The sequence below is a fragment of the Streptomyces sp. TAA040 genome (assembly GCF_000424845.1).
The window spans coordinates 162,942-184,547 of the sequence record NZ_AUKR01000013.1 but is presented as its reverse complement, the minus strand read 5'-3'; the positions used below and the strand labels follow the sequence as shown (position 1 = coordinate 184,547).

Annotated in this window: 18 protein-coding genes and 1 tRNA gene; 9 read left to right on the top strand and 10 right to left on the bottom strand. The window is 73.2% G+C overall.

Annotated features, from left to right (window positions below; all coding sequences use genetic code 11):
• Positions 1-15 precede the first annotated feature (15 nt).
• Genes H300_RS0113905 through H300_RS0113895 form a run of 3 tightly spaced genes read left to right on the top strand, consistent with a single transcriptional unit; the run spans position 16 to position 2,949 of the window.
• Entirely contained in the window at positions 16-1,377 is a 1,362-nt protein-coding gene (locus H300_RS0113905) for a replication initiator (protein WP_028427921.1), read from the top strand.
• A complete protein-coding gene (locus H300_RS0113900; protein ID WP_028427920.1) occupies positions 1,367-1,567 on the top strand; it encodes a helix-turn-helix domain-containing protein in 201 nt (66 codons plus the stop codon). Before H300_RS0113905 ends, H300_RS0113900 begins: the two co-directional genes overlap by 11 nt.
• Positions 1,564-2,949, top strand: coding sequence for a site-specific integrase (locus H300_RS0113895; protein WP_028427919.1), 1,386 nt, complete (start codon positions 1,564-1,566; stop codon positions 2,947-2,949). Before H300_RS0113900 ends, H300_RS0113895 begins: the two co-directional genes overlap by 4 nt.
• A 251-nt stretch (positions 2,950-3,200) precedes the next feature.
• Here H300_RS0113895 and H300_RS0113890 read toward each other — a convergent pair.
• Positions 3,201-3,272: transfer RNA gene (locus H300_RS0113890), tRNA-Arg, on the bottom strand.
• 443 nt (positions 3,273-3,715) lie between these two features.
• Here H300_RS0113890 and H300_RS0113885 point away from each other — a divergent pair.
• The 4 genes from H300_RS0113885 (at position 3,716) to H300_RS26805 (ending at position 7,845) form a co-directional block, all read left to right on the top strand.
• On the top strand, positions 3,716-4,681 hold the full coding sequence (locus H300_RS0113885) for an AurF N-oxygenase family protein (RefSeq protein ID WP_028427918.1): 966 nt from the start codon (positions 3,716-3,718) through the stop codon (positions 4,679-4,681).
• Positions 4,682-4,795: 114 nt separating this feature from the next.
• Positions 4,796-5,509, top strand: a complete 714-nt coding sequence (locus tag H300_RS0113880; RefSeq protein WP_028427917.1) for a TetR/AcrR family transcriptional regulator — start codon at positions 4,796-4,798, stop codon at positions 5,507-5,509.
• Positions 5,510-5,612: 103 nt separating this feature from the next.
• Entirely contained in the window at positions 5,613-5,891 is a 279-nt protein-coding gene (locus H300_RS0113875; RefSeq protein WP_028427916.1) for a hypothetical protein, read from the top strand.
• 733 nt (positions 5,892-6,624) lie between these two features.
• The gene (locus H300_RS26805) at positions 6,625-7,845 is read left to right on the top strand and encodes a C40 family peptidase (RefSeq protein ID WP_158678367.1); all 1,221 of its coding nucleotides are present in this window, start codon (positions 6,625-6,627) and stop codon (positions 7,843-7,845) included.
• Positions 7,846-8,048: 203 nt separating this feature from the next.
• Here H300_RS26805 and H300_RS29310 read toward each other — a convergent pair whose 3' ends face one another.
• From H300_RS29310 to H300_RS26795, 6 genes are all read right to left on the bottom strand, one after another.
• Positions 8,049-8,492, bottom strand: a complete 444-nt coding sequence (locus H300_RS29310; protein WP_028427915.1) for a peptidoglycan-binding domain-containing protein — start codon at positions 8,490-8,492, stop codon at positions 8,049-8,051.
• A gap of 350 nt (positions 8,493-8,842) precedes the next feature.
• Positions 8,843-10,075: a styrene monooxygenase/indole monooxygenase family protein gene (locus H300_RS0113860; RefSeq protein WP_028427914.1), complete on the bottom strand. Its 1,233-nt coding sequence runs from the start codon at positions 10,073-10,075 to the stop codon at positions 8,843-8,845.
• Between the two features lie 52 nt (positions 10,076-10,127).
• Positions 10,128-10,733, bottom strand: a complete 606-nt coding sequence (locus H300_RS0113855) for a GTP-binding protein (protein ID WP_028427913.1) — start codon at positions 10,731-10,733, stop codon at positions 10,128-10,130.
• Entirely contained in the window at positions 10,714-11,142 is a 429-nt protein-coding gene (locus H300_RS0113850; RefSeq protein WP_028427912.1) for a DUF742 domain-containing protein, read from the bottom strand. The genes H300_RS0113855 and H300_RS0113850 overlap by 20 nt, the downstream gene beginning before the upstream one ends.
• Complete coding sequence (locus H300_RS0113845) at positions 11,139-11,648, bottom strand: roadblock/LC7 domain-containing protein (RefSeq protein ID WP_028427911.1); 510 nt, start codon at positions 11,646-11,648, stop codon at positions 11,139-11,141. The genes H300_RS0113850 and H300_RS0113845 overlap by 4 nt, the downstream gene beginning before the upstream one ends.
• Positions 11,645-14,734, bottom strand: coding sequence for a nitrate- and nitrite sensing domain-containing protein (locus H300_RS26795; protein ID WP_051270030.1), 3,090 nt, complete (start codon positions 14,732-14,734; stop codon positions 11,645-11,647). The genes H300_RS0113845 and H300_RS26795 overlap by 4 nt, the downstream gene beginning before the upstream one ends.
• 1,033 nt (positions 14,735-15,767) lie before the next feature.
• On the opposite strand from H300_RS26795, the gene H300_RS32390 reads away from it, so the two are divergent.
• Positions 15,768-16,250 (top strand): hypothetical protein, encoded by a 483-nt coding sequence (locus tag H300_RS32390; protein WP_486583807.1) that lies wholly within the window; start codon positions 15,768-15,770, stop codon positions 16,248-16,250.
• A 133-nt stretch (positions 16,251-16,383) separates the two neighbouring features.
• Here H300_RS32390 and H300_RS26790 read toward each other — a convergent pair whose 3' ends face one another.
• From H300_RS26790 to H300_RS26785, 3 genes are all read right to left on the bottom strand, one after another.
• Complete coding sequence (locus tag H300_RS26790; protein ID WP_037980318.1) at positions 16,384-16,800, bottom strand: MarR family transcriptional regulator; 417 nt, start codon at positions 16,798-16,800, stop codon at positions 16,384-16,386.
• Between the two features lie 307 nt (positions 16,801-17,107).
• A complete protein-coding gene (gene lon / locus H300_RS0113825) occupies positions 17,108-19,669 on the bottom strand; it encodes an endopeptidase La (protein WP_028427908.1) in 2,562 nt (853 codons plus the stop codon).
• Positions 19,670-19,939: 270 nt separating this feature from the next.
• A complete protein-coding gene (locus tag H300_RS26785; RefSeq protein ID WP_051270029.1) occupies positions 19,940-20,587 on the bottom strand; it encodes a rhomboid-like protein in 648 nt (215 codons plus the stop codon).
• 270 nt (positions 20,588-20,857) lie between these two features.
• On the opposite strand from H300_RS26785, the gene H300_RS0113815 reads away from it, so the two are divergent.
• Positions 20,858-21,586 (top strand): spermidine synthase, encoded by a 729-nt coding sequence (locus tag H300_RS0113815; RefSeq protein ID WP_028427907.1) that lies wholly within the window; start codon positions 20,858-20,860, stop codon positions 21,584-21,586.
• The last annotated feature ends 20 nt before the right edge of the window (positions 21,587-21,606 follow it).

The following is a 21,606-nucleotide window of genomic DNA, read 5'->3' as shown; positions in this document are numbered from 1 at the left end:
GTGAGCAACTCGCAGATTCCCACCGTGCTGCCGCCGGGCGTCAGCACCCTCGTAGAGCGCGGATCGCGCCCGGACTTCCATTCCTGGCAGCGCCGCATCGTCCGACTCGGAGGATGTACGAACCCGGTGCGCCTCATCGGCACCACTGCTCTGGTCGACGGTGCCACCGGTGAAGTGCTGCATAGCCACGGTTCGGAGCAGGCCGGTGATCGGCTGCTGGTCGCCTGTGGAAACCGGCGCCACGTCGTTTGTCCGTCCTGCTCGGCGGTCTACCGCGCGGACACCTTCCAACTCCTGCGGGCCGGGCTCGTCGGCGGTAAGGGAGTGAGTCAGCGCGTCGTCACTCATCCGCAAGTGTTCGCGACGCTCACCGCCCCGGGCTTCGGCCCGGTGCACACCCGGCGCGAACGGTCCGGGCAGGTCCAGCCCTGCCGCCCCCGAAAGGGCGGCGAGTCCTGTCCTCACGGCGTCGCGCTCGGCTGCCACCTGCGGCACCTCCGCGACGATCCGCGGCTCGGTGAGCCGCTCTGCCCGCACTGCTACGACTACGCGGGAGCGGTCCTGTGGCAGGCGCAGTCGGGTCAGCTCTGGCACCGGTTCACCCTGGAACTGCGCAGGGAGCTGGCCCGCCGCATCGGACTGAGCCGCGCCGGGTTCTCCGAGGCTGCCCGACTGAGCTTCGCCAAGGTTGCCGAGTACCAGCGTCGCGGCCTGGTTCACTTCCATGCCGTCATCCGCCTCGACGGCCCGGAGGGGCCGGCCACGCCTCCCCCGTGCTGGGCGACTCCGTCGCTGTTGGCTGACGCTGTCATCCGTGCAGCAGGTCTCGTCGCTGTCCAGGCGGCGGGGGAAGACATCCTGGGCCCTCGGGTGCTGTGCTTCGGGCGGCAGGTGGATGTGCGACCGATCGCAGGAGCGGACGACGTTGACCTGGTCACCTCGCAAGCCGTAGCGGCGTACATCGCCAAGTACGCGACCAAGGGAGCAGAGGCAGCCGGCGCGTCCTCCGTACGGCTTCGGCACGGTTCGGACCTCGCTCTGCTTCCCGTCCGGAGGCATACGCTTCGCATGCTCGCCACATGTTGGTGGCTCGGCGGGCTCCCGCCCTTCGGGCATCTGCGACTGCGGCGCTGGGCCCACATGCTCGGCTACCGCGGCCACTTCTCCACCAAGTCACGGCGGTGCTCGACCACACTCACCGCTCTGCGCAACGCCCGCACGGAGCACCAGGCCGCCCAGCTGCGCGACTCCCTCGGCCTCGACGGTCGACCCACCTTCGCGGTCGGCCAGTGGCGCTACGCCGGGCGTGGATACACCCCTGCCGAAGCACTGATCGCCGCATCCGTACGGGAAGGTGGTGAGCACCGTGGCGCGTAGTCGTACCGAACTGCTCACCGTGCGCCAAGTGCTCGACGAGCTCGGCGGCGTCTCCCGGCGCACCTTCTACCGCTGGCGAGAACTGCGCCTCGCACCGGCCTGCATCCGGTTGCCGAACGGTGAGCTGCGGGTCAGGCGTGACGTGCTCAACGACTGGTTGGAGGACCGGGCGGAGGAGCCGGCCTCATGAAGTCCTACAAGGTCTCCGTCTGGAAGCTGTCGGTCAACAGAACTACCAAGAAGCCGACGTACCTTGTGCGCTGGGTGGTCGACGGTCAGCCCTTCAGCGAGTCGCACAAGACCAAAGCGCTGGCCGACCGGTTCCGCGCCAAGCTCATGCGGGCGCTCGACAAGGGCGAATCGTTCGACACCGTGACGGGTCTGCCTGACTCCCTGCGCGGTGGGAAGGCGGCGCTGTCCTTTCTCGACCTGGCCGTCAAGTACGTCGATGCCCGCTGGCCGGAGGCGTCAGCCAAGCAGCGGGACAGCATGACGGATGCCCTGGCGACGGTCGTGCCTGTCCTCGTCAAGCCCGGACGGGGGCGACCCGACCCGCAGGTACTGCGTCGGGCCCTGCGCTCCCACATCCTGCCCGTCCCGCGCAGGGAGCAGGAGCGGCCAGCGGACATCGGCTCTGCCGTGCAGTGGATCGAGAAAGCCTCCCTTCCGGTGGGCGAGCTACAGGAGATCGCTCGTGTGCATGAGCTGATCGACGGGCTGGGGAGGAAGCTGGACGGCAAGCCAGCCGCCACTCAGACCTACCGGCGTCGACGGGCGGTTGTCTTCAACGCTCTCGACTTCGCCGTGGAGTTGGAGCACCTCACGTCCAACCCACTCAGCCGGGTCCGGCGCAAGCGGGGCAAACGGGCGGTGCAGGAGGTCGACCGCCGGGTGGTGGTCAACCCGCGGCAGGCTCGGGAGCTGCTGACCGCGCTCACCTACGTGGGCGGCTATGAGCGGGCAAGCGGTCGACGGCTGCGGGCCTTCTTCGGGTGCCTGTACTACGCGGCCATGCGGCCGGGTGAGGCACTCGGCCTTCGCCGCTCCGACTGCACCCTTCCGGCCGCGGGCTGGGGCCGCATCGACTTGGCGGAGACCCGTCCCACGGCCGGGAAGGCGTGGACCGACTCCGGTGAGGCGCACGACCGGCGCGGGCTGAAGCAGCGGGCTCAGGGGGAGGTCCGCATCGTTCCCGTCCCGCCTCCGCTCGTGAAGCTGCTCCGAGACCACCTGGTCGAGTTCGGTACGGCGACGGACGGGCGGCTGTTCTCCAGCGAACGGGGCAACGTGATCGCGGCCTCGTCGTACTCGCGGGCGTGGAAGCAGGCTCGGGAACTCGCGCTCACCCCGGCTCAGGTGTCGTCGGTCCTCGCCCTCCGACCGTACGACCTCCGTCATGCCGGCGTCTCCCAATGGCTCAACTCGGGAGTGCCGGCCCCGGAGGTCGCCGCTCGCGCGGGCCACTCGGTGGACGTCCTCCTGAAGATCTACGCCAAGTGCATAGACGGCCAGGAGCAGGAGATGAACGACCGCATCATGCTGGGGCTCGGGGAGGGCGACACCGCTAGCTGAAGAGAGCCACACGGACGGACGGAGGCCCCGTATCTCGCTGGGCCTCCGTCCGTCCGCGCATGCTCCGGGGCATCGCTGAGGCCCGGTGAAAACGCCTGGTGACCTGCTGCGGAGCCCTCCAAGATCAACACGCTATTACAACGTGATCACTGGCAAACGCCCGCTTAGAGCGGCACCCGCCTGCACATACGCGAAGACCCCGACCACAGCGTTTCCGCTGGTGACGGGGTCTTTGGGCACCTCATACAGGGTGCCCCCGGCAGGATTCGAACCTGCGCACACGGCTCCGGAGGCCGTTGCTCTATCCCCTGAGCTACGGGGGCGCGTCCGCCACTCTCGGTGGCGACGAGTAGAACACTACCAGCTCTCCAGGGGTGTCTCGGAACGGGTTTCCCGCCCCGGGGCAACCGGGGCGGTGAAAGTACCCGCGGACCTCCGTGAGCAGCGCAGACGTCGCCACGCCGAGCGCTTGGATCATGGAGCGGGACAGGCCCGAAGCGCCGCGTGGACGCACTGCGAGCAGGCGCCCGGAGCCGACGCCGGGTGAGGCCCCCGGGCGGCCCGCTGCGGACAGGGAGGGCCCACACGTCCGGCCCGGAACACCCCCGGGCGGGCACGGGGGCGACAAGGGGCGCGGGGCGATGCGACGTTACCGGTGGGTCAAGTTCTCCCCCACAGGGGATTGACTACCTTGCTGACACAGAGTCCCATAAGTGGGGTGCTCCCTGTGACCACCGGTAACCCCCAGCAGCGAGGTACCTCAGCCATGACGACGACCCCCGCGACCGGCACCCCCTCCGCAGACTCGTCCGCCACCGAGGAAGCGGCCCTCCGGGATGCGCTCGGACTCCTCAAGGACCGCGAGCAGGTGGCCGAGCGGCTGCTCGCCTCGTCGCGCAAGCATTCCTTCGACCCCGACACCGAGCTGGACTGGGACGCGCCCTTCGAGGAGGGCAAGTGGTTCTGGCCGCCGGAGCTGGTCTCGCTCTACGACACGCCGATGTGGAAGCGCATGTCGGAGGAGCAGCGGATGGACCTGGCCCGGCACGAGGCAGCCTCGCTCGCCTCGCTGGGCATCTGGTTCGAGATCATCCTGATGCAGCTGCTGGTCCGGCACATCTACGACAAGTCGCTGACCAGCTCGCACGTCCGGTACGCGCTCACCGAGATCGCCGACGAGTGCCGGCACTCGATGATGTTCGCGCGGATGATCAGTACCGGCGGCACCCCCGCATACCCGGTCACGCGGTTCCACCACAACCTGGCACGGGTCCTCAAGACCGTCTCGACCACCCCGGGGTCGTTCGCCGCCACTCTCCTCGGCGAGGAGATCCTGGACTGGATGCAGCGGCTCACCTTCCCCGACGAGCGCGTCCAGCCGCTGGTGCGCGGCGTGACGCGCATCCACGTCATCGAGGAGGCGCGTCATGTGCGCTACGCCCGGGAGGAGTTGCGCCGTCAGATGAAGACGGCGCCGCGCTGGGAGCGACAACTGACGAGGATCAGCTCGGGTGAGGCCGCCCGGGTCTTCTCGGTCTCGTTCGTGAACCCGGACGTGTACACCAACGTCGGGCTGGATCGCCGGGAGGCGGTGGCGCAGGTCAAGGCGAGCGGTCACCGGCGCGAGGTGATGCAGAGCGGCGCCAGGCGGCTCACCGACTTCTTCGACGAGATCGGTGTGCTCGAGGGCGTCGGGCGCCGGTTGTGGCGCAGTTCGGGCCTGCTGGCCTGACACGCTCCACCCCGCGACACCCCCGGCGGCCCGGTGGCCCGGTGGCCCCCGCCCCGCCAGCCCGGCCACCGGCGGCTTGGGGCACGGGGCGGGTCGGCGGCTACGCTGCCACACATGACTGCCCCGGCGTACCGACGACTGAGCGTGGAAGCACGCCGCAGCCAACTGATCGCCAGCGCCCTCGGGCTGTTCGCCCGGCGGGCGCCCGAGGACGTGTCGCTGGACGACGTGGCGACGGCCGCCGGGGTGTCACGGCCGCTGGTCTACCGCTACTTCCCGGGGGGAAAGCAGCAGCTCTACGAGACGGCACTGCGGGCGGCGGCGGACGAGTTGGAGCGCTGCTTCGCCGAACCGCGCTCCGGTCCGCTGACTGTCCGGCTGTCGCACGCCCTCGACCGCTACCTGGCTTTCGTCGACGAGCACGACGCCGGGTTCACCGCGCTGCTGCGCGGCGGTCGCGTGGTGGGCACCTCGCGCACCACGGCGATCGTGGACGGGGTCCGCAGCGCCGCCGCCGACCGGATCCTGTCGCACCTCGGGGTGGCGGAACCGGGGCTGCGGCTGCGCATGACCATCCGTACCTGGATCTCGGCCGTGGAGGCCGGTTCGCTGATCTGGCTGGACGAGGGCAAGCAGCCCGCGTTGGACGAGTTGCGGGACGGGATGCTGGACCACTTCATCGCGATGCTGACCGCCACCGCAGCCCGGGACCCGGACGCCGCCGCGGCGCTGCGCGGCGCGCTGGAGCTGGAGGAGGCGGACGGCCCGGCGGGGCGGCTGGCCCGCGGGGTGGCACCGGTGGTGAGCGGGGCCGGCCACCTCCTGTGACGCGATGCCCACCGGCGCCACGGTGTCCGCCGGGTGCGGAGCCCAGGGGCTCCGACGACCCCGCGCGCGGCCCCGGGGTGGGAGCCTGCGCGACACTGGACGGGTGAGAAGCGAAGAGACGCCGTTCGTGGGCGGCCCGATGGACGGCCGGTCGCTGCCGGTGCTGCTGGGCCCGACCGGCCGCCCCCCGAAGCGCTACGAGATCCCCGTACCGGACGCGGACGGCGGCGCGCCGCTGGTGTACGTGTACGTACTGGAGCCCGCCGGGATGAACCGGCTCGGGCTGCCGCGCGGGTGGAAGTACGTGTACGACCCGGACGGCGCTCCACGGCGCGGCGTCAAGTGGCCCTGGAGCCGGCCCACTCCCCCGCAGCCGCGCTGAGGAGGAACAGGGCCGCCCCGGTCAGGGCCCGGGCCCTCGCGCCGTCACGCACCCGTCGGGACTGGTCCGGACTATTGACAGCACTGGTCTAGTCCTCTCTACTTTCCCCTGAGGGTGATCTCCTGCGCCCTGGCGGTCGTCCGGTCCTCCCTGCCGGCGACCCGCCCCCACGCCCGGGGAGAGACCCGCGCCCGACACGCGGCGTCGCACGGACCGGAGACCCGCGGTCCGGCAGCGGTGCGTACGGCACGTCAGCCGCTGCCCGCTCGCCCCGGTGGACGGTCTTCCGGTACGGGGCCCGCATGCACTGCGGAGCTCCGGGGCTGTACGGGCAGCCCCCGCAGCACCTGCCCCCCGGGCCCTGGAGAGCGCGTCGGGGGGCAGGCCTCCACTCCGTCTGCCCCGATCAGGCCCGGCGACGGCCCCGAGGCCCGCCCGGTCGCAACCTCGCCGCCTCACGACCCCACAGTCCAGCCGACCCCAACGCCTTGCGGCCGGGCTGCCCCGTGGCCGGGCGGAACGGCGACGGGCGGAACGGCGACGGGCGGCGCACGCTCCGGCACCTGCGCGGGGCCCGGCCCCCACACACGGGCGGGTGGGAGGCGAGCCCCCACGCCGAACGGTGGGAGATCGGCCACCTGCGAGTGAGCTTGTTGGGCGATTCCGCCCAACACCACTCGTACCATACGACCGCACGCTGTCACGATCACCTGGACCGACAGGAGGTGATGGTGTGTCAGCTCGATCGAGCGGGCAGTACGGTGAACCGGAACCCGGAGCGCTGCGCCCGGGCCCCTCGGCGCCACTCGGTGGTGCCGCACGGCAGGGTGCGCCGTACGAGGCGCCGCGACGGACACCGCACCGCAGCCGCGGGGCCGGGAGCAACCGCACCGGGGGGCGGGGGCGTTGGTGCGCCGGGGCGGCGACGGCGGTGGTCCTGGCGCTGGCGGCTCCGTCGGCCGCGGGGGCGCCGCTGCCGCCGCGGCAGCGGCCGGTGGGCGAGCTGCTCACCGAACTGCGCGGGCTCTACCGGGACGCGGGCGCGGCGACGCAGGCGTTCAACGCCGCCGACGAGAAACTCGCCCGGCAGCGGGCGACGGTGGCCGCGCTCGACGCGCGGCTGGCCGGCGCCCGGACCCGGCTGGACGCGGAACGGGTGGACGCCGGCCGGCTGGCCCGTCGGCAGTACCGGGACGGCAGCAGCGCCTCGCTCACGCCGTTCCTGCGGCTGCTGCTGCACCGTGATCCGCAGCGGGCGCTGGCGCAGCAGCGGCTGCTCGAGCGGACGGCGGGCGGTCAGGCACTGACCGTGCGCCGGCTCGCGGGCGGCGAACGGCGGTTGGACCGGACGACGGCCCGGGCGCAGCGTGCCGTGGACCGGCAGCGCGAGCTCACCGAGGAGCGGAAGGAGCAGCAGGACACCGTCCGGGCACGGATGGACGAGGTGGCCGGGCTGCTGGCCTCCCTGGACGAGGAGGAGCTCCTCCGGCTGCGGCGGATGGAGGAGCGGGAGACGGAGGCGTCCCAGCGCAGGTTCCTCGCGACGGAGACGCTGAACGGCACCCTGACGGCGTCCGAGCCCGGGGACCGGGCGCTGCGGTACGCGCTGGACCAGGTGGGCAAGCCCTACCGCTGGGGCGCGGAGGGGCCCGACTCCTTCGACTGCTCGGGGCTGACGCAGCAGGCCTGGCGACGGGCGGGGCGCGCGCTGCCGCGGACCAGCCAGGAGCAGTGGCGGCAGCTCCCCCGGGTGCCGATGGACGAGCTGCGGCCGGGCGACCTGGTGGTCTACTTCGAGGAGGCCACCCATGTGGCGGTCTACCTCGGTGACGGCCGGGTGGTGCACGCCCCGCGGCCGGGAACACGGGTGAAGGTGTCGCCGATCGCGGCCAACCCGGTGCTGGGAGCCGTCCGTCCCGACCCGTCGGAGCGGACGGCCGCCGACCCGGCCTGAGCGCCGGGCAGGCGGCGTGCCCCCGCGCGGCCCCCTTCGCCCCCTTCCCCGGGGGGCCCGGCGAAGGGGGCGAAGGGGGCGGAACGGTTCAGGCCGAACCGCCGTAGGTGCAGCCGGCGGCACCGTTCGTCGCGCCGTACATGTGACATACCGGGGCCGGGACCGTGCGGCCGCGCCAGGGGCGGTGCGGACGGGTGTGCCGTTCAGCCGCGGCAGGCGTAGCCGCCGGCGCTGCCGTAGTTCTGCGACCACCAGCGCATGGCGTCCCGGGTGTCGGGGCCGTAGACGCCGTCCACCGCGGACCCGTACGTGGCCTGGGCGTACCGCACGGCCTGCGCGGTCTTCGGCCCGTAGATGCCGTCCACCGCCACGTTGTTCCGCGTCCAGCCGTTCACGCACTGCTTCAGCGACCGCTGGAGGGCCTCCACCGCGAAGCCCTGATTGCCCTGCGCGAGGACGCAGTTCGTCGACCAGCTGTTGGTCGACGGCTGCTGCCCGTAGTAGTGGCTGCCCATGTTCACCGACACCGCGGTGGTGCAGGTCGCGGCGGCGTGCGCCTGGGGCGCGGTGACCAGATCCGCGCCGAGCAGCCCCGCGGACACCGCGAGGACGCCGGCGGCACCGGTGAGCTTCTTCCTGAGGTTCATCGTCTCTCCCGTTTCCTGGACCGATTCGGTCGGGCCCGACCGAATCGTGGTCCTGCCGACGGCCTGGTCCGGCCTTGCGACATCGATCCTGTGCCCGCGCCGGCGGAAGGGCGAGGTCTGCGGGACGTCCCGGGAAGACCTGGGGCGTCCCACCCGCTTGCCTGCATGGACGGACTCGGAGCTGGGATGGCGGGAAGGCCTTGCGGTCACGGTGCCCTCGTCGGGGCCGTACCGCGCACCAACGCCCCGGTCCGGGCGCCCCGGGAGGGGCGCGCCCGGACCGGGGCGTCCTGGCCGGCGAGCGGAGTCCGGGGGCGCGGGGAACGCGGCCCTCGGGCGCGCCCGAGGGGTCAGCCGGTGAGCTGCGCCAGGTAGGCGGCGGCCATCTCCGGTTCGTAGAACCAGTGCGCGAAGTCGGACGGGTCGTCGAAGCCGTTGGCGAACCGGTCCGCGACGGGCTGGAGCTCCCCGCCCGCACCGATCAGGTCGAGCACGTGCGCGGGCGGCGGGGCCAGCATGGCGTTGGTCCACTTCGTGGTGTGCTGGACGGTGTCCCAGTAGCGGTCGAAGGCACCCTGCATCCACTCCTCGTCGAAGGGCAGGCCGCCGCGCTCGACGATCGCGTCGAGGTAGGCCGCTGCGCACTTGGACGCGGAGTTGGAACCCTGCCCGGTGATCGGGTCGTTCGCGACGACGACGTCGGCCACCCCCAGCACCGCAGCGCCACCGGGCAGCCGGCCGACCGGCTTGCGGACGGTGGGGGCGTAGCGGCCCGCGAGAGTCGCGTTGTCGTCGGTGAGTTCGACGTTGGTCGCGCGGGCGTACTCCCAGGGCGTGAACCGCTCCATCAGCTCCAGCGTCTTCGCCAGGTGCTCCGCGGGGTCCTTGATGCCCCGGAAGGCGTCCACCGGCCCCCCGGGCACGCCCTCCCAGAAGAGGATGTCGCAGCGTCCGGTCGTGGTCAGGCCGGGGATGACGAACAGTTCGCCGACACCGGGGACGAGGTTGCAGCGAACGGCGTCGGTCTCCGGGTGCTCGGGACGCGGCGCGAGGCCGTGCACGTAGGAGACGGCGAGGGCGCGCTGCGGGGTGTCGTAGGGCGAGCGGGAGGCGTCCCGCTCGAACATGGAGACGAGTTCGCCCTTGCCCGCCGAGACCAGGACGAGGTCGTAGGTGCGGGCGAAGAAGTCCAGGTCGGAGACCGCCGCGCCGTGTATGACCAGTTGGCCGCCGCGCTGGGCGAAGGTCTCCATCCACCCGGCCATCTTGACCCGCTGGTCGACCGACTGGGCATAGCCGTCGAGCGTGCCGAGCCAGTCGACGGCCCGTCCGCCGTCCGGGCCCGCCACCGAGACGCCGAGGCCCTCGCAGCGCGGTGCCTGGTTCTCCCAGAAGTTGAGCTCGAGGTCCCGCTCGTGCTGCAGCGCCCGGTCGAACATGCACTGGGTGGACATCACCCGGCCGCCGCGGATCTCGTCGGCGGTCCGGTTGGACATCACAGTGACCTCGTACCCGCGGGACTGGAGTCCGAGGGCGAGTTGCAGGCCGGACTGGCCGGCCCCGACGACGAGTATCTTCCGCACGGCGGATCTCCTCAGGGATTGATCGGGCGGGTTGCGGGCAGGGGCGGGCGGTTCAGGCCGGGGTGAGGTCGACGGCGTGCCGGACCAGCGACATCAGCGCGTCCACCACGGTGGCCCGTCGCCGCGCGTCGATGACCACCACGGGGACCCGCTCGGGGACGGACAGCGCGTCCCGGACGTCCTCGGCGTCGTAGGGGGTGGTGCCCTCGAAGTGGTTGACCGCCACGACGTAGGGCAGTCCGCAGCTCTCGAAGTAGTCGAGCGCCGGGAAGCAGTCCTCCAGCCGTCCGGTGTCGGCCATCACGATCGCGCCGATGGCGCCGCGCACCAGGTCGTCCCACATGAACCAGAAGCGCCGCTGCCCGGGCGTGCCGAAGAGGTACAGCACGAGGTCGGCGTCGAGAGTGATCCGCCCGAAGTCCATGGCGACGGTGGTGGTGGTCTTGTCCGGGGTGGCGCTGAGGTCGTCGGTCTCCTCGCTCGCCCGCGTCATCAGCGCCTCGGTGGTGAGCGGCTCGATCTCCGAGACCGCGCCCACAAAGGTCGTCTTGCCGACACCGAAGCCGCCGGCCACCACGATCTTCGTCGCGATCGGCGCTCGACCGGTGTCCTTCTGCCATTCCTGGAGCGTTTCGGTGTCAGAGCCTGCGAAGTCCACCCAGCACCCTTTCCAACAGCGCGTGGTCGGGTCGTGCGGCCGTCTCGCGGCCGGTTCCGTAGACGCGGATCCTGCCCTGGTCCGCCAGATCGCTCAGCAGCACCCGGACCACCCCGAGCGGCATCCGCAGCAGGGCGGCGACCTCGGCGACCGAGCGCATCCGCCGGCACACGTCGACGATGGCCCGCATCTCCGGCATCACCCGGTCCCGCAGACCGGTGCCGTTGCCCGGCAACTCGCGGCGGTCGTCCGGGCCTGCGAGAGCCTGCGGTTCCACGGCTGCCACGAAGGTTTCCACGAGCAGCACGTGTCCGAAGTGGGTCCGGCCCCCGGTGAGCGAGTACGGGCGGACCCGCGCGGGTTTGCGGTCGCCCGCGGAGCGGAAGGGCAGCGGCGGAGGGGAGGTCACTGGGCCGGCTCCATCGACTTGCGCAGTTCGGTGCGGAGTTCGGGGGTGAGCACGTGTCCGGCGCGGCCGACGAACAGGGCCATGTGGTAGCCGACGACGCTCATGTCGCTGTCCGGCGCGGCGTACACGCCGAGCAGCGAGCCGTCGCTGATGGCCATGACGAAGGCCGAGCCGTGCTCCATGGCGACGACGGTCTGCTTGATCCTGCCGCCGTCCATGACCTTGGCGGCACCCGCGGTCAGCGAGCCGATGCCGGAGACGATCGTCGCGAGGTCGGCGCTCGACCCCTTCGGTCCGCCTCTGGGCCGGGCGGCGGGTTCTCCCTGCGGTGCGTCGGCGTCCTGCTCCGCGGTGAGCGCCGGGTCGGAGGAGAGCAGCAGCAGGCCGTCCGAGGAGACCACGGCGACGGAGCGCACACCGGGCACCTCCTCGACCAGGTTGGCGAGCAGCCACTGGAGGTTCCGGGCCTCGCTGCTGATGGTGTGGTCGGTGGTGGACGCGTTCACTGACGTGCCTCCTCGGCGGTACCGCCGTTGTCTTCCGCCCCCGGTTGCCGCTGCCGTCCCGCGTCCGCCGCGGAGTTGCCCGCCAGGGCGTCGTCGGTCGGGGCGCCCGCCCGCGCGACCGGTTCCGCCCTTGCCCTTTGCGCGGCCTGCTGCGTCCCGGAGCCGGGGTGCGAAGGCACGCTCCGGGTCGTCGCGGCATCGCGGTCCGGGTCGTCGTCCCGGGGCGGGGTGTCCTCCTCACGGGGCGGGGCGTCCCCGCGGGACGGCGGGGCCACGTGATCGCTGCGCGCGGGCTGCTGCTCACCGTCCGGAACGCTGCCGTGGGCCGGGAGCACCTCGGCGGTGCCCTGCTCGGGCTCCTCCGCGGACCGGGCCTCCGGGAACGTCTCGGGCACGCCCGCCGGAGCGTCGGTCGACGCCGGGCCGGATATCGCGGCCTCGACCTCCAGGTGCCCCTTGCGGGAACCCTGCTGGAACCCGCCGAGACGGCGGCGCAGTTCCTCCGCGTGCGCGCTGCGGGGCCGGTCGGGGCCGGCCGGTGGCGACACCTCGGCCGGCTCGGTGAGGTGCGGAGTGCGCTTCGGCAGCCCCTTGCCGGTGACCCGCGGTGCCGGGACGCCGGGTGACGTCCCGGCACCGGCGGCCTCGTCGGCGGCCGCTGCCGCGTCGTCCTCCCCTGCGGTGCCGCCGGGACCGGAGTCCGCCAGTGCCGACACCTCGGGCGTGGCGGTCCCGGCGCTCCCGCGACCCGAGGCGAGGACGGTCTCCGCCTTCGCCTTCGCCTTCGCCTCCTCGGGTTCCGCCACCGGTGCGTGGGCCGGTCCGGCGGAGCCGGAAGCAGCCGGGACATCCTCGGCGGCACCCGGGCCGCCGGCGGCCTCGGACGCACCGGCGGCCTGGGCCACGGCCGGGTCGACGACGTCGACGGGGCCAGGGGCAGCTGCGTCGTCGTTGCCCCGGCGGGCGGGCAGGCTGGGGGAGTTCACCTCCGCCATCGAGCCCGGGAGCGCGGAGACGGTGCCGCCGGAGGTACCGGCTGCCGGAGTGGGCGCGGGGCGGTCCGGGAGCAGTGTCCGCGGCAGGACGACCACGGCCGCGACACCACCGTGCTTCTGCTCGCGCAACTGGACGCGCATACCGTGGCGGACAGCGAGCCGGGCGACCACGTACAGGCCCATGCCGAGCCCGCCCTCGCTCTCGGCGGCGGGCGGCTCCTGGGCCGCCGGGTCGTCCAGCCGCTGGTTGAGCTCGGCGAGGCGCTCCTGCGTCATGCCGATGCCCTCGTCCTGCACGGAGAGCATCACTTCACCGTTCTCCAGCATCCAGCCGGACACCCGCACTTCGGAGTCGGGCGGTGAGAATGCCGTCGCGTTGTCGAGGAGCTCGGCGACGAGATGGCTGACGTCATCGGCAGCGAACCCGGCGACCTGGGCGTGCGGCGGCAGGGAGGCCAACTCCACCCGCTCGTACCGCTCGATCTCGCTGACCGCCGCGCGCAGAACGTCCAGCAGCGGCACCCGGCCCTGATGGTGGCCGGTCGCGGCGTGCTCCGCCCCGGCCATCAGAAGCAGGTTCTCGCCGTGCCGCCGCATCCGGGTGGCCATGTGGTCGAGCCGGAACAGGGTGGCCAACTGCTCGGGTTCGGGCTCCTTCTGCTCCAGCGACTCGATGAGGGCGAGCTGCCGCTCTACGAGTCCGAGGTTGCGGAGCGCGAGTTGCACGCAGGTCCCGTGCACGGCACCGTTCAGCGACTTCAGTTCGGCACTGAGGGACTGCTGCTCCTCGCGGAGGCGTTCCCGCTCGCCGCTCAGGGTCTTCTTCGCCGAGGCCAGTTGCACGCTGTCGGTCTCCGCCTCCCCGGCCCGCTGGTCGAGACGCAGGGAGGTCTCGCGGAGGGCGTTCACGGCCCGGATGACGTCGGCGTACTCGTCGTTGCGGCCGGTGAACCGCACCGGCTCCTGGTTCACCGGGTCGGCGGCCACCCGCTGCGCGCCCAGGCGCAGCGCGGCCAGCGGCCGGGCCATCGACCGGGCCGCGTGCACACTCGCTCCCAGGGAGAGGAGGAGCGCGGCGCCGAGCAGGGCGAGGGCCAACTGGAGCTCGGTGACGGCCTCGTTGCGCAGTTGCTCCATGCGCGCGAGTTCGGCTTCGGCCAGCGAGGACTGCACCCCGCGCATCCGGTCGATCCGTGCGGAGAGGGCGGAATCGACCCGCTCCTGGTTCACCGACTGTGCTTCCGGGCTCAGCTCGGGCCGGGCGGCGAGCAGGTCGAGGTACTGCTCCGCGGTGTCGACCTCGCCGCCGGTGACGGTCGTGTCGTACGACTCGCGCGCTGTGTCACCGGCGAGTTGCTCGAAGTCGGCGAGGGCGGCCTGCTCCCGGGCGCGCACCTGCTGGGCGGTGGAGGTCAGTTCGGTCTGCGGCCCGCCGGCGGCCAGGGCGGCGAGCAGCAGTCCGCGCTCGGCGGCGGCGAATCCGGCGGCGCGACCGAGGAAGGGCAGCGCGGCGGCGGTCTCGGGGTCGGCGGTACCGGTGGTGAGCTCGGCGGACCGGGAGGGCAGCGCACGGGCGTTCGCCTCGGCGACGCCGCCGAGTGCATGGACGACGGCGGTGTACGCGGTGTAGGCCCCCAACGCGGTGCTGTCGCCGGTCAGCGCCTCCTGCCGGGTGACAGGCACGTTGTCCAGCAGTCGGCGCACGTCGGTGGGCAGTCGGTCGCGGAGTTCGGACGCCTTGCGGTCGACCCGGGACATCACGGCCTCGTCCTCGGGACCGGTGGAGCCCTCCGTGTCCGCCGCGGACCCGCCGCCCTCCGGGTCGGTGAGGTCGGCGGCCGGGTCGTTCGGATCGGTCGACTGTCCCGCCGGGGCGGTGGGTTGTGCGACGGGGTCGGCGGGTTGTGCGACGGGGGCGGCGGCCGAGCCGTTCGTCCCGGCGAGGTGGCGGACCATCAGGTCGCGCTCCTCGGCCACCGCGTGCGCGAGCGACACCGCTTCGCGGCTCGTGCCGGCGCCGTCGGCGAGGTCCTGCGATGCGGAGAGGTCCCGGGAGACCGCCAGCACGCCGGGGGCGCCTGCGGCGAGCACCGCCGCCGCGCACAGGACGACGGAGACCAGGAGTCGGTTGCGTACTCTCGCCCGGCGTCGCGGGGAACCAGCGGTGGCTTCCGGCTCTTGCCCACCGGCGCCCCGAAGTCGCTTCTTGCCCACCCGCACTCGCAATCTCGCTCCGGCGCCCGGAAGATTGCCCGGACGGCGCCTCCAACCTGCCCGACAGAAGACCTGCCCCGACCCGTTCCCATGACGGCCACCGACCCTCTCAGTGCCGTGTGGGGACGGACGGTGATCCTCCGCCGGGCCACTCGAAGGAGTGAACAACACTCGGTAGTCCGGGAACAACTCCGGGAGCACGGCGCCCCGCCCGGCCGCAGAGCCGGGGGGTTGGAAACGACGGCCACCGCGTGGAATGATGCCGACCCGCAACGATCACGGACAGGCGTATTCCGGCAGAACCCGGCCCACTCCGTGCGCTTTCGTTCCGTCGGCCGTTTCCACGTCTCTCCGACACCTCCCGCCCATCCCGCTCGGCGCCGCTCGCGTCCGTCCGGAGCGGGGCCGCTCGACCCCCCGGACCGCCCCGCCGCCCGCCGCTCCGCGCCCACCTGCGCATGCGACCGACGGCCGCCGGTCCACGTCCCGCGGTCCGTGCCGCGGCCGGCGGGCCCGGTCGGTGTTCCGCTTCCACCGGTCCGCGGTCGGCGCACCGGGACGGCGTTCGCACGGGTCCTCGGGCAGACTCGGCGGCATGCGCATCGAGCTCGTTTCGGTTCCGGGCGACCCCCGGAAAGCCAATGAGGACTTCGCCTCGGCGGCCGTACCGGCCTCCGGGGCCGGCGGAGCGCTCGTCGTCCTCGACGGGGTGACACCGCCAGCGGGACCGGACGGGTGCGAGCACGGGCTCCCCTGGTTCGTGGCACGGCTGGGCGGCACGCTACTCGAACACTGCGGCGCACACAGGGAACTGACGCTGTGTCAGTGCCTGGCGGAGTCCCTCTCCCTTACCTCTGCGACTCACTCCTCAATCTGTGATCTTTCTCACCCTCGAACGCCGCAGGCAACCGTGGTGCTCGCCCGGTGGGACGAGGAGTCGGTCGAGCACCTGGTGCTCTCCGATTCGGTGTTGCTCCTGGAGTCCCCCACCGGCTCGGTGACTGCGGTGCGGGACACCCGGCTGGACCTGGCACGCGCCTCCCTGGACGGCTGCCCGCCCGGCGAACGCCGTCCGCGCATCGAGGCGCTGCGCAACACCGAGGGCGGCTTCCACACCGCGGCCGCCGATCCGGCGGTGGCCGCGCTGGCGGTCACCGGGCGCACCCCCCGGGAGGAGGTCCGCGGCCTCGCCGCACTGACCGACGGCGCCACCCGCTGGACGGAGATCTTCCGGCTGGGCGGCTGGGCGGAGCTGAGTGCACTGCTGCGCAGGGAAGGCGCCGATGCGCTCGTCGCGCGCGTACGCGGCGCGGAGGACGCCGATCCGTCGGGGACCGCGTTCCCGCGCGGCAAGCAGCACGACGACGCATCGGTGGTGCTGGTGGAGCTCTGACCCGGCCCCGGACCACGGCCCACGCCCCGGGCCGCACCGCGAGGTCCGGCCCCGACGGTGTCCAGCCGCGCGAGCGGCTCCGGCCGGGACGGCCCGGCCACACCAAGAAACCCGGCCACGACGACGTTCCGGGTCAGCCGCCCGCGGGGTTGTTCAGTCGGTGGAGCAAGCGGGCGAGTTCGGCGACCTCCTCACGGTCCCAGTCGGCAAGGTTCCGTACGTACCGGGCGCGGCGGGCCCGGCGGACCCGGGCGAAGCGCGCGTGCCCCTCCTCGGTGAGCTCCACCAGCCACGCCCGGCCGTCGTCCGGGTCCGGGCACCGGGTGAGGAGCCCGAGCGACTCCAGGGTGCGCAGCTGGCGGCTCACCGTGGCCTTGCCGACCCCGAAGTACGCCGCGAGGACGGTGGCCCGCTGCGGTCCACCGTCCTCCAGGCGGAGCATCAGGCCGTAGGCGGCGGGTTCGAGGTCCGGGTGCACCGCGCGCGCAAGCTCCCCCGAGAAGGCCCGGGCCCGGCGCAGGAAGACAGCCACCTCGCGCTCCAGCGCCAGGACCTCGGGGCCGGCGGCCGAGAGGTCCGGCCCGGCGGGGTCCGCGCCGTCGGCCGCACCCTGCTCCACTTCCCCGGAGCCGTCCGGTCCGGTCCCGCTCTCCTGCACGTGCCTGCCCCTCTCGACGGAGTGTGGCGCGGGGCCCTTCTCCCGCGTCCTCGCCCGGTCGACAGTATTTCGCAGCGGTGCCCGGACACGCCCCACCGGCTCCGGCGCTCCGCCCCGCGAAGGGGGCCGGTGCCGGAGCCGGTGGGGCGTCCGCCGTTCGGGCCGTGCCGCCCCGCGCCGGGGCGGCACGGCGCGGCCCTCACGCGGCCAGCGGCACCTCCGGGGAGGCGGCCGCGGACGCCGGGGTCAGGGCCAGCTCCAGCACGGTCCGCACGTCGGAGACCGGGTGCACGTCGAGGGCGCCGAGCACCTCTTCGGGCACGTCGTCCAGGTCGGGCTCGTTGCGCTTGGGGATGACCACCGTGGTGATCCCCGCGCGGTGCGCGGCGAGCAGCTTCTGCTTCACCCCGCCGACCGGAAGCACCCGCCCGGTGAGCGAGACCTCGCCCGTCATCGCCACGTCGGGACGCACCTGACGTCCGCTGAGCAGCGAGGCCAGCGCCGTCGTCATGGTGACGCCCGCGCTGGGGCCGTCCTTGGGCACCGCCCCGGCCGGCACGTGCAGGTGGATGGCGCGGTCCTTGAGGTCGCCGACCGGGAGTTCCAGTTCGGCACCGCGGGAGCGCAGGTAGGAGAGGGCGATCCGGCCCGACTCCTTCATCACGTCCCCCAGCTGGCCGGTCAGGTGCAGCCCGGCCCCGCCGGTCTCCGGATCGGCGAGGGACGCCTCAACGTGGAGCACGTCACCACCCACCCCCGTCACGGCCAGTCCGGTGGCCACACCGGGCACCGCCGTGCGCCGCTCCGCCGGGTCCTGGGCGGACTCCGGGGTGTGGTGCGGACGTCCGATCAGCTCCCGCAGGCGGTCGGGGCCGATGGTGTACGGCAGACCGCCGCCGTCCGGTGCGTCGCCCAGTTCCGTACGGGCGACGACCTTCCGCAGCACCCGTGCCACGGTCCGCTCCAGGGACCGCACGCCCGCCTCGCGGGTGTACTCCGCCGCCAGCTTGCGCAGGGCGTCGTCGGTGACGGCGACCTCGTCGGCGGTGAGCCCGGCGTGTTCCAGCTGGCGGGGCAGCAGGTGGTCACGGGCGATGGTGATCTTCTCGTCCTCGGTGTAGCCGTCGAGCTGGACCACCTCCATGCGGTCCAGCAGCGGCTGCGGCACGGAGTCCAGGACGTTGGCGGTGGCCAGGAAGACCACGTCGCTCAGGTCGAGCTCGATCTCCAGGTAGTGGTCGCGGAAGGTGTGGTTCTGCGCCGGGTCGAGGACTTCGAGGAGGGCCGCCGCGGGGTCGCCGCGGAAGTCGGATCCGACCTTGTCCACCTCGTCGAGGAGGACGACCGGGTTCATCGACCCGGCCTCCTTGACCGCCCGGACGATCCGGCCGGGCAGCGCGCCGACGTAGGTGCGCCGGTGCCCGCGGATCTCGGCCTCGTCCCGGACACCGCCGAGAGCGACCCGGACGAACCGGCGCCCCATGGCCCGGGCGACGCTCTCGCCGAGCGAGGTCTTCCCGACACCGGGCGGCCCGACCAGGGCCAGCACCGCGCCGCCGGCGCGGCGTCCCGAGGAGGGCGTACCGGCGGTGCCGGGGCGTCCGTCGCCGTCCTCCTCCGCGTCCGCCGCGGCCCCGTCTCCGGCCCCGCGTCCGGCACCGGCCTCGGCGAGGCCGCGGTCGATGCGGCGCTTGCGCACCGCCAGGTACTCGGTGATGCGCTCCTTGACGTCCCCGAGGCCGGCGTGGTCGGCGTCCAGGATCTCCTTGGCGCCCGGGATGTCGTACGCGTCCTGGGTCCGGACGCTCCAGGGCAGTTCCAGGACGGTGTCCAACCAGGTCCGGATCCAGCTCCCCTCGGGGTTCTGGTCGGAGGACCGCTCCAGCTTGTCGACCTCCTTGAGCGCGGCCCTGCGGACCTCCGCCGGGAGGTCGGCCGCCTCCACGCGGGCGCGGTAGTCGTCGCCCTCGTCCCCCGGCTCCCCGGAGAGCTCGGCCAGCTCCTTGCGCACCGCCTCCAGCTGCCGGCGGAGCAGGAACTCGCGCTGCTGCTTGTCCACACCCTCCTGCACGTCCTTGGCGATGGACTCGGCGACGTCCTGCTCGGCGAGGTGCTCGCCCAGCCGGCGCACCGCGAGGCGCAGCCGGGCCACCGGGTCGGTGGTCTCCAGGAGTTCGAGCCGCTGGGCGGCGGTGAGGAACGGCGAGTACCCGGCGTTGTCGGCGAGTGCGCCGACCCCCTCGATCTGCTGGACCCGGTCGACGACCTCCCAGGCTCCGCGCTTGCGCAGCCAGTCGGTGGCCAGCGCCTTGTACTCCCTGACGAGCTCGGCCACCGCGCCGGGCAGCGGGTCGGGGTCCTCCTCGGCGACCCGGGTGCCCTCCACCCACAGCGCGGCACCGGGCCCGCCGGTTCCGGCGCCGATGCGGACCCGGGCCAGGCCGCGGATGAGCGCACCGGGATCGCCGTCGGCGAGCCGCCCGACCTGCTCCACCCGGCCGATGACACCGAGGGAGGCGTACTTGCCGTCCACGCGCGGCACCAGCAGCACCTGCGGCTTCTCGGCGGCCCCCGACACCCCGGAGGTGCCGGACGGCCGGACGTTCTTCTCGGGGACCGGGCGCGCCGCTGACCTGGCGGCCTCGACCGCAGCACGGACCTCGGACTCCGACAGGTCGAGCGGGACCACCATGCCCGGTAGTACCACCTCGTCGTCCAGCGGCAGCACGGGCAGGGTGAACGTTTCCTGCAACACAGCCATGACGTCTCCCTCGGCAAGCAAGTTGAGTCGCGCTGACTCAATACGTATGCCGGGTTCAATGCGCGAACGGCCGCCGATGTTCCCGCCGCACCGCCCGTTCGCTGTGAGCGAGACCCGGCGGGCAGGTCACGCCGAGACCGAGGGCAGGAGGACACCCGTCGGCCGGGGCAGGGGGGACGGGGCCGCCACAGGAAAAAGCGAAGCCCCGGCCGTCCGGCGGCCCGGCCGGAGACCGCAGAGGCCCGCGGGACGAGTGGCAGGATTCGGCGTCTACGCCTTGCGCGGAGCCGCGGAGCCGCGTTCCTGGTAGCGGCGGAGCAGCGGCCAGAGCGCGACGCCGATGAGCAGGGCCAGGAAGTGCCCCCAGTTGGTCACCGGGTCCTTGAGGGAGACCAGGTCGGAGACGACGAAGGTGGCCAGGGCAGCGAGCAGCGTCCAGCGCAGCCAGGTGACCCGCAGGACGCCGGCGAGGGCTGCCGCGCAGGCGAGCACCCCGTAGCTGATGCCGTAGTCGAAGCGGCTGAGGGAGGACTCGGGCAGGTGGCCCAGCGCCACCGCTGCCGCCACCGTCAGCTGCGTGGCCAGGGTGGCGACCACGTGACCGGCTGTGAAGACCGCCGCGGTGCGCCAGCCGCCGATCCGGCGCTCCAGCGCGGTGAGCACCAGGACGAAACCGATCGCGAACGGGGAGAGCAGCGGACCCGAGTAGAAGAGCGCGCTGGCCACCAGTACGAACAGCGGCTCGTCCGCGAGGTTCGCGGCGTCCGCGCTGGAGCCCGCCAGCAGCCGGGTCACCACGGTGGGGTCGCCGAACTGGATGAGCAGGGTGGTGGCCACCAGCAGCAGCCCGAAGCAGAACGTGAACGGGGTACCGAACGGGGTTGGCAGCAGACGCAGCAGGTGGGTGTGCGGGGGCATGTGCTCCGTTGCCTGCCGGCGGGCGGCAGGGGATGCGGGTTGCCGGGGGACGGCGGGGCGCGCCGCCGCAGGTGCTGCCGGTCCGACCGACCGTGCCCGGGTACGCATGCGCGCCTCCTTCCCTGCTCGGACGGGGTTCGCCCGACGCGGTCGGGCCACGCCCGTGTTCCGCGGCCTTACGATGCGAAACGCCCCTTCATTGAACCACCCGGAGCAGCTCGGTGTCAGTGCGGCAACGGGCGGCCGTCGCGGCTGCGCAAGGATGGGGGCATGCACGACTTGTTCGACACGCACACACCGGAGGTCCTCGACCGCCGGGACGGCCCCTTCGGCGAAGTGGTGCTGCGGCGCCACGGGGAACTGCTCCAGATCGTCGCCAACGGCTGCTTCCTGATGGACACCTCGGACGGCAGGTCGGAGCGCCGGCTGGTCCGCGCGGCCCTGGACGCGCTGGAACCCCCGAAGACGGCGCGGCCGGCGGAGCGCGGGGCCGCGACCGGATCGCACGGCGGGCCCTCGGTGCTCATCGGCGGGCTCGGCGTCGGCTTCTCGCTGGCCGAGGCGGCGGCGGAACCGCGGTGGGGCCGGATCACCGTGGTGGAGCGGGAGCCCGCGATCGTCGAGTGGCACCGGTCGGGCCCGCTGGGTCCGCTGTCCGCCGGGGCGCGGTCCGATCCCCGTACCGAGCTCGTCGGGGACGACCTCCTGGCCCACCTGCGGCGGCCCGGTCGGCAGTACGACGCCCTGTGCCTCGACATCGACAACGGCCCCGACTGGACGGTCACCGAGGACAACGACTCGCTCTACTCCCCCGCCGGTCTTGCGCTGTGCGCCGGCCGACTGGCGCCGGGCGGAGTGTTCGCGGTGTGGTCCGCCCGGCCCTCCGCCGCGTTCGAGACGGCGCTGGAGGCGGCCGGCTTCTCCTCGGTGCGCACCGAGGAGATCCCCGTGGCGCGCGGCGTGCCCGACGTGGTGCATCTCGCGGTCCGGCCGACGTAGCCGCTGCGGACACCGGCCCT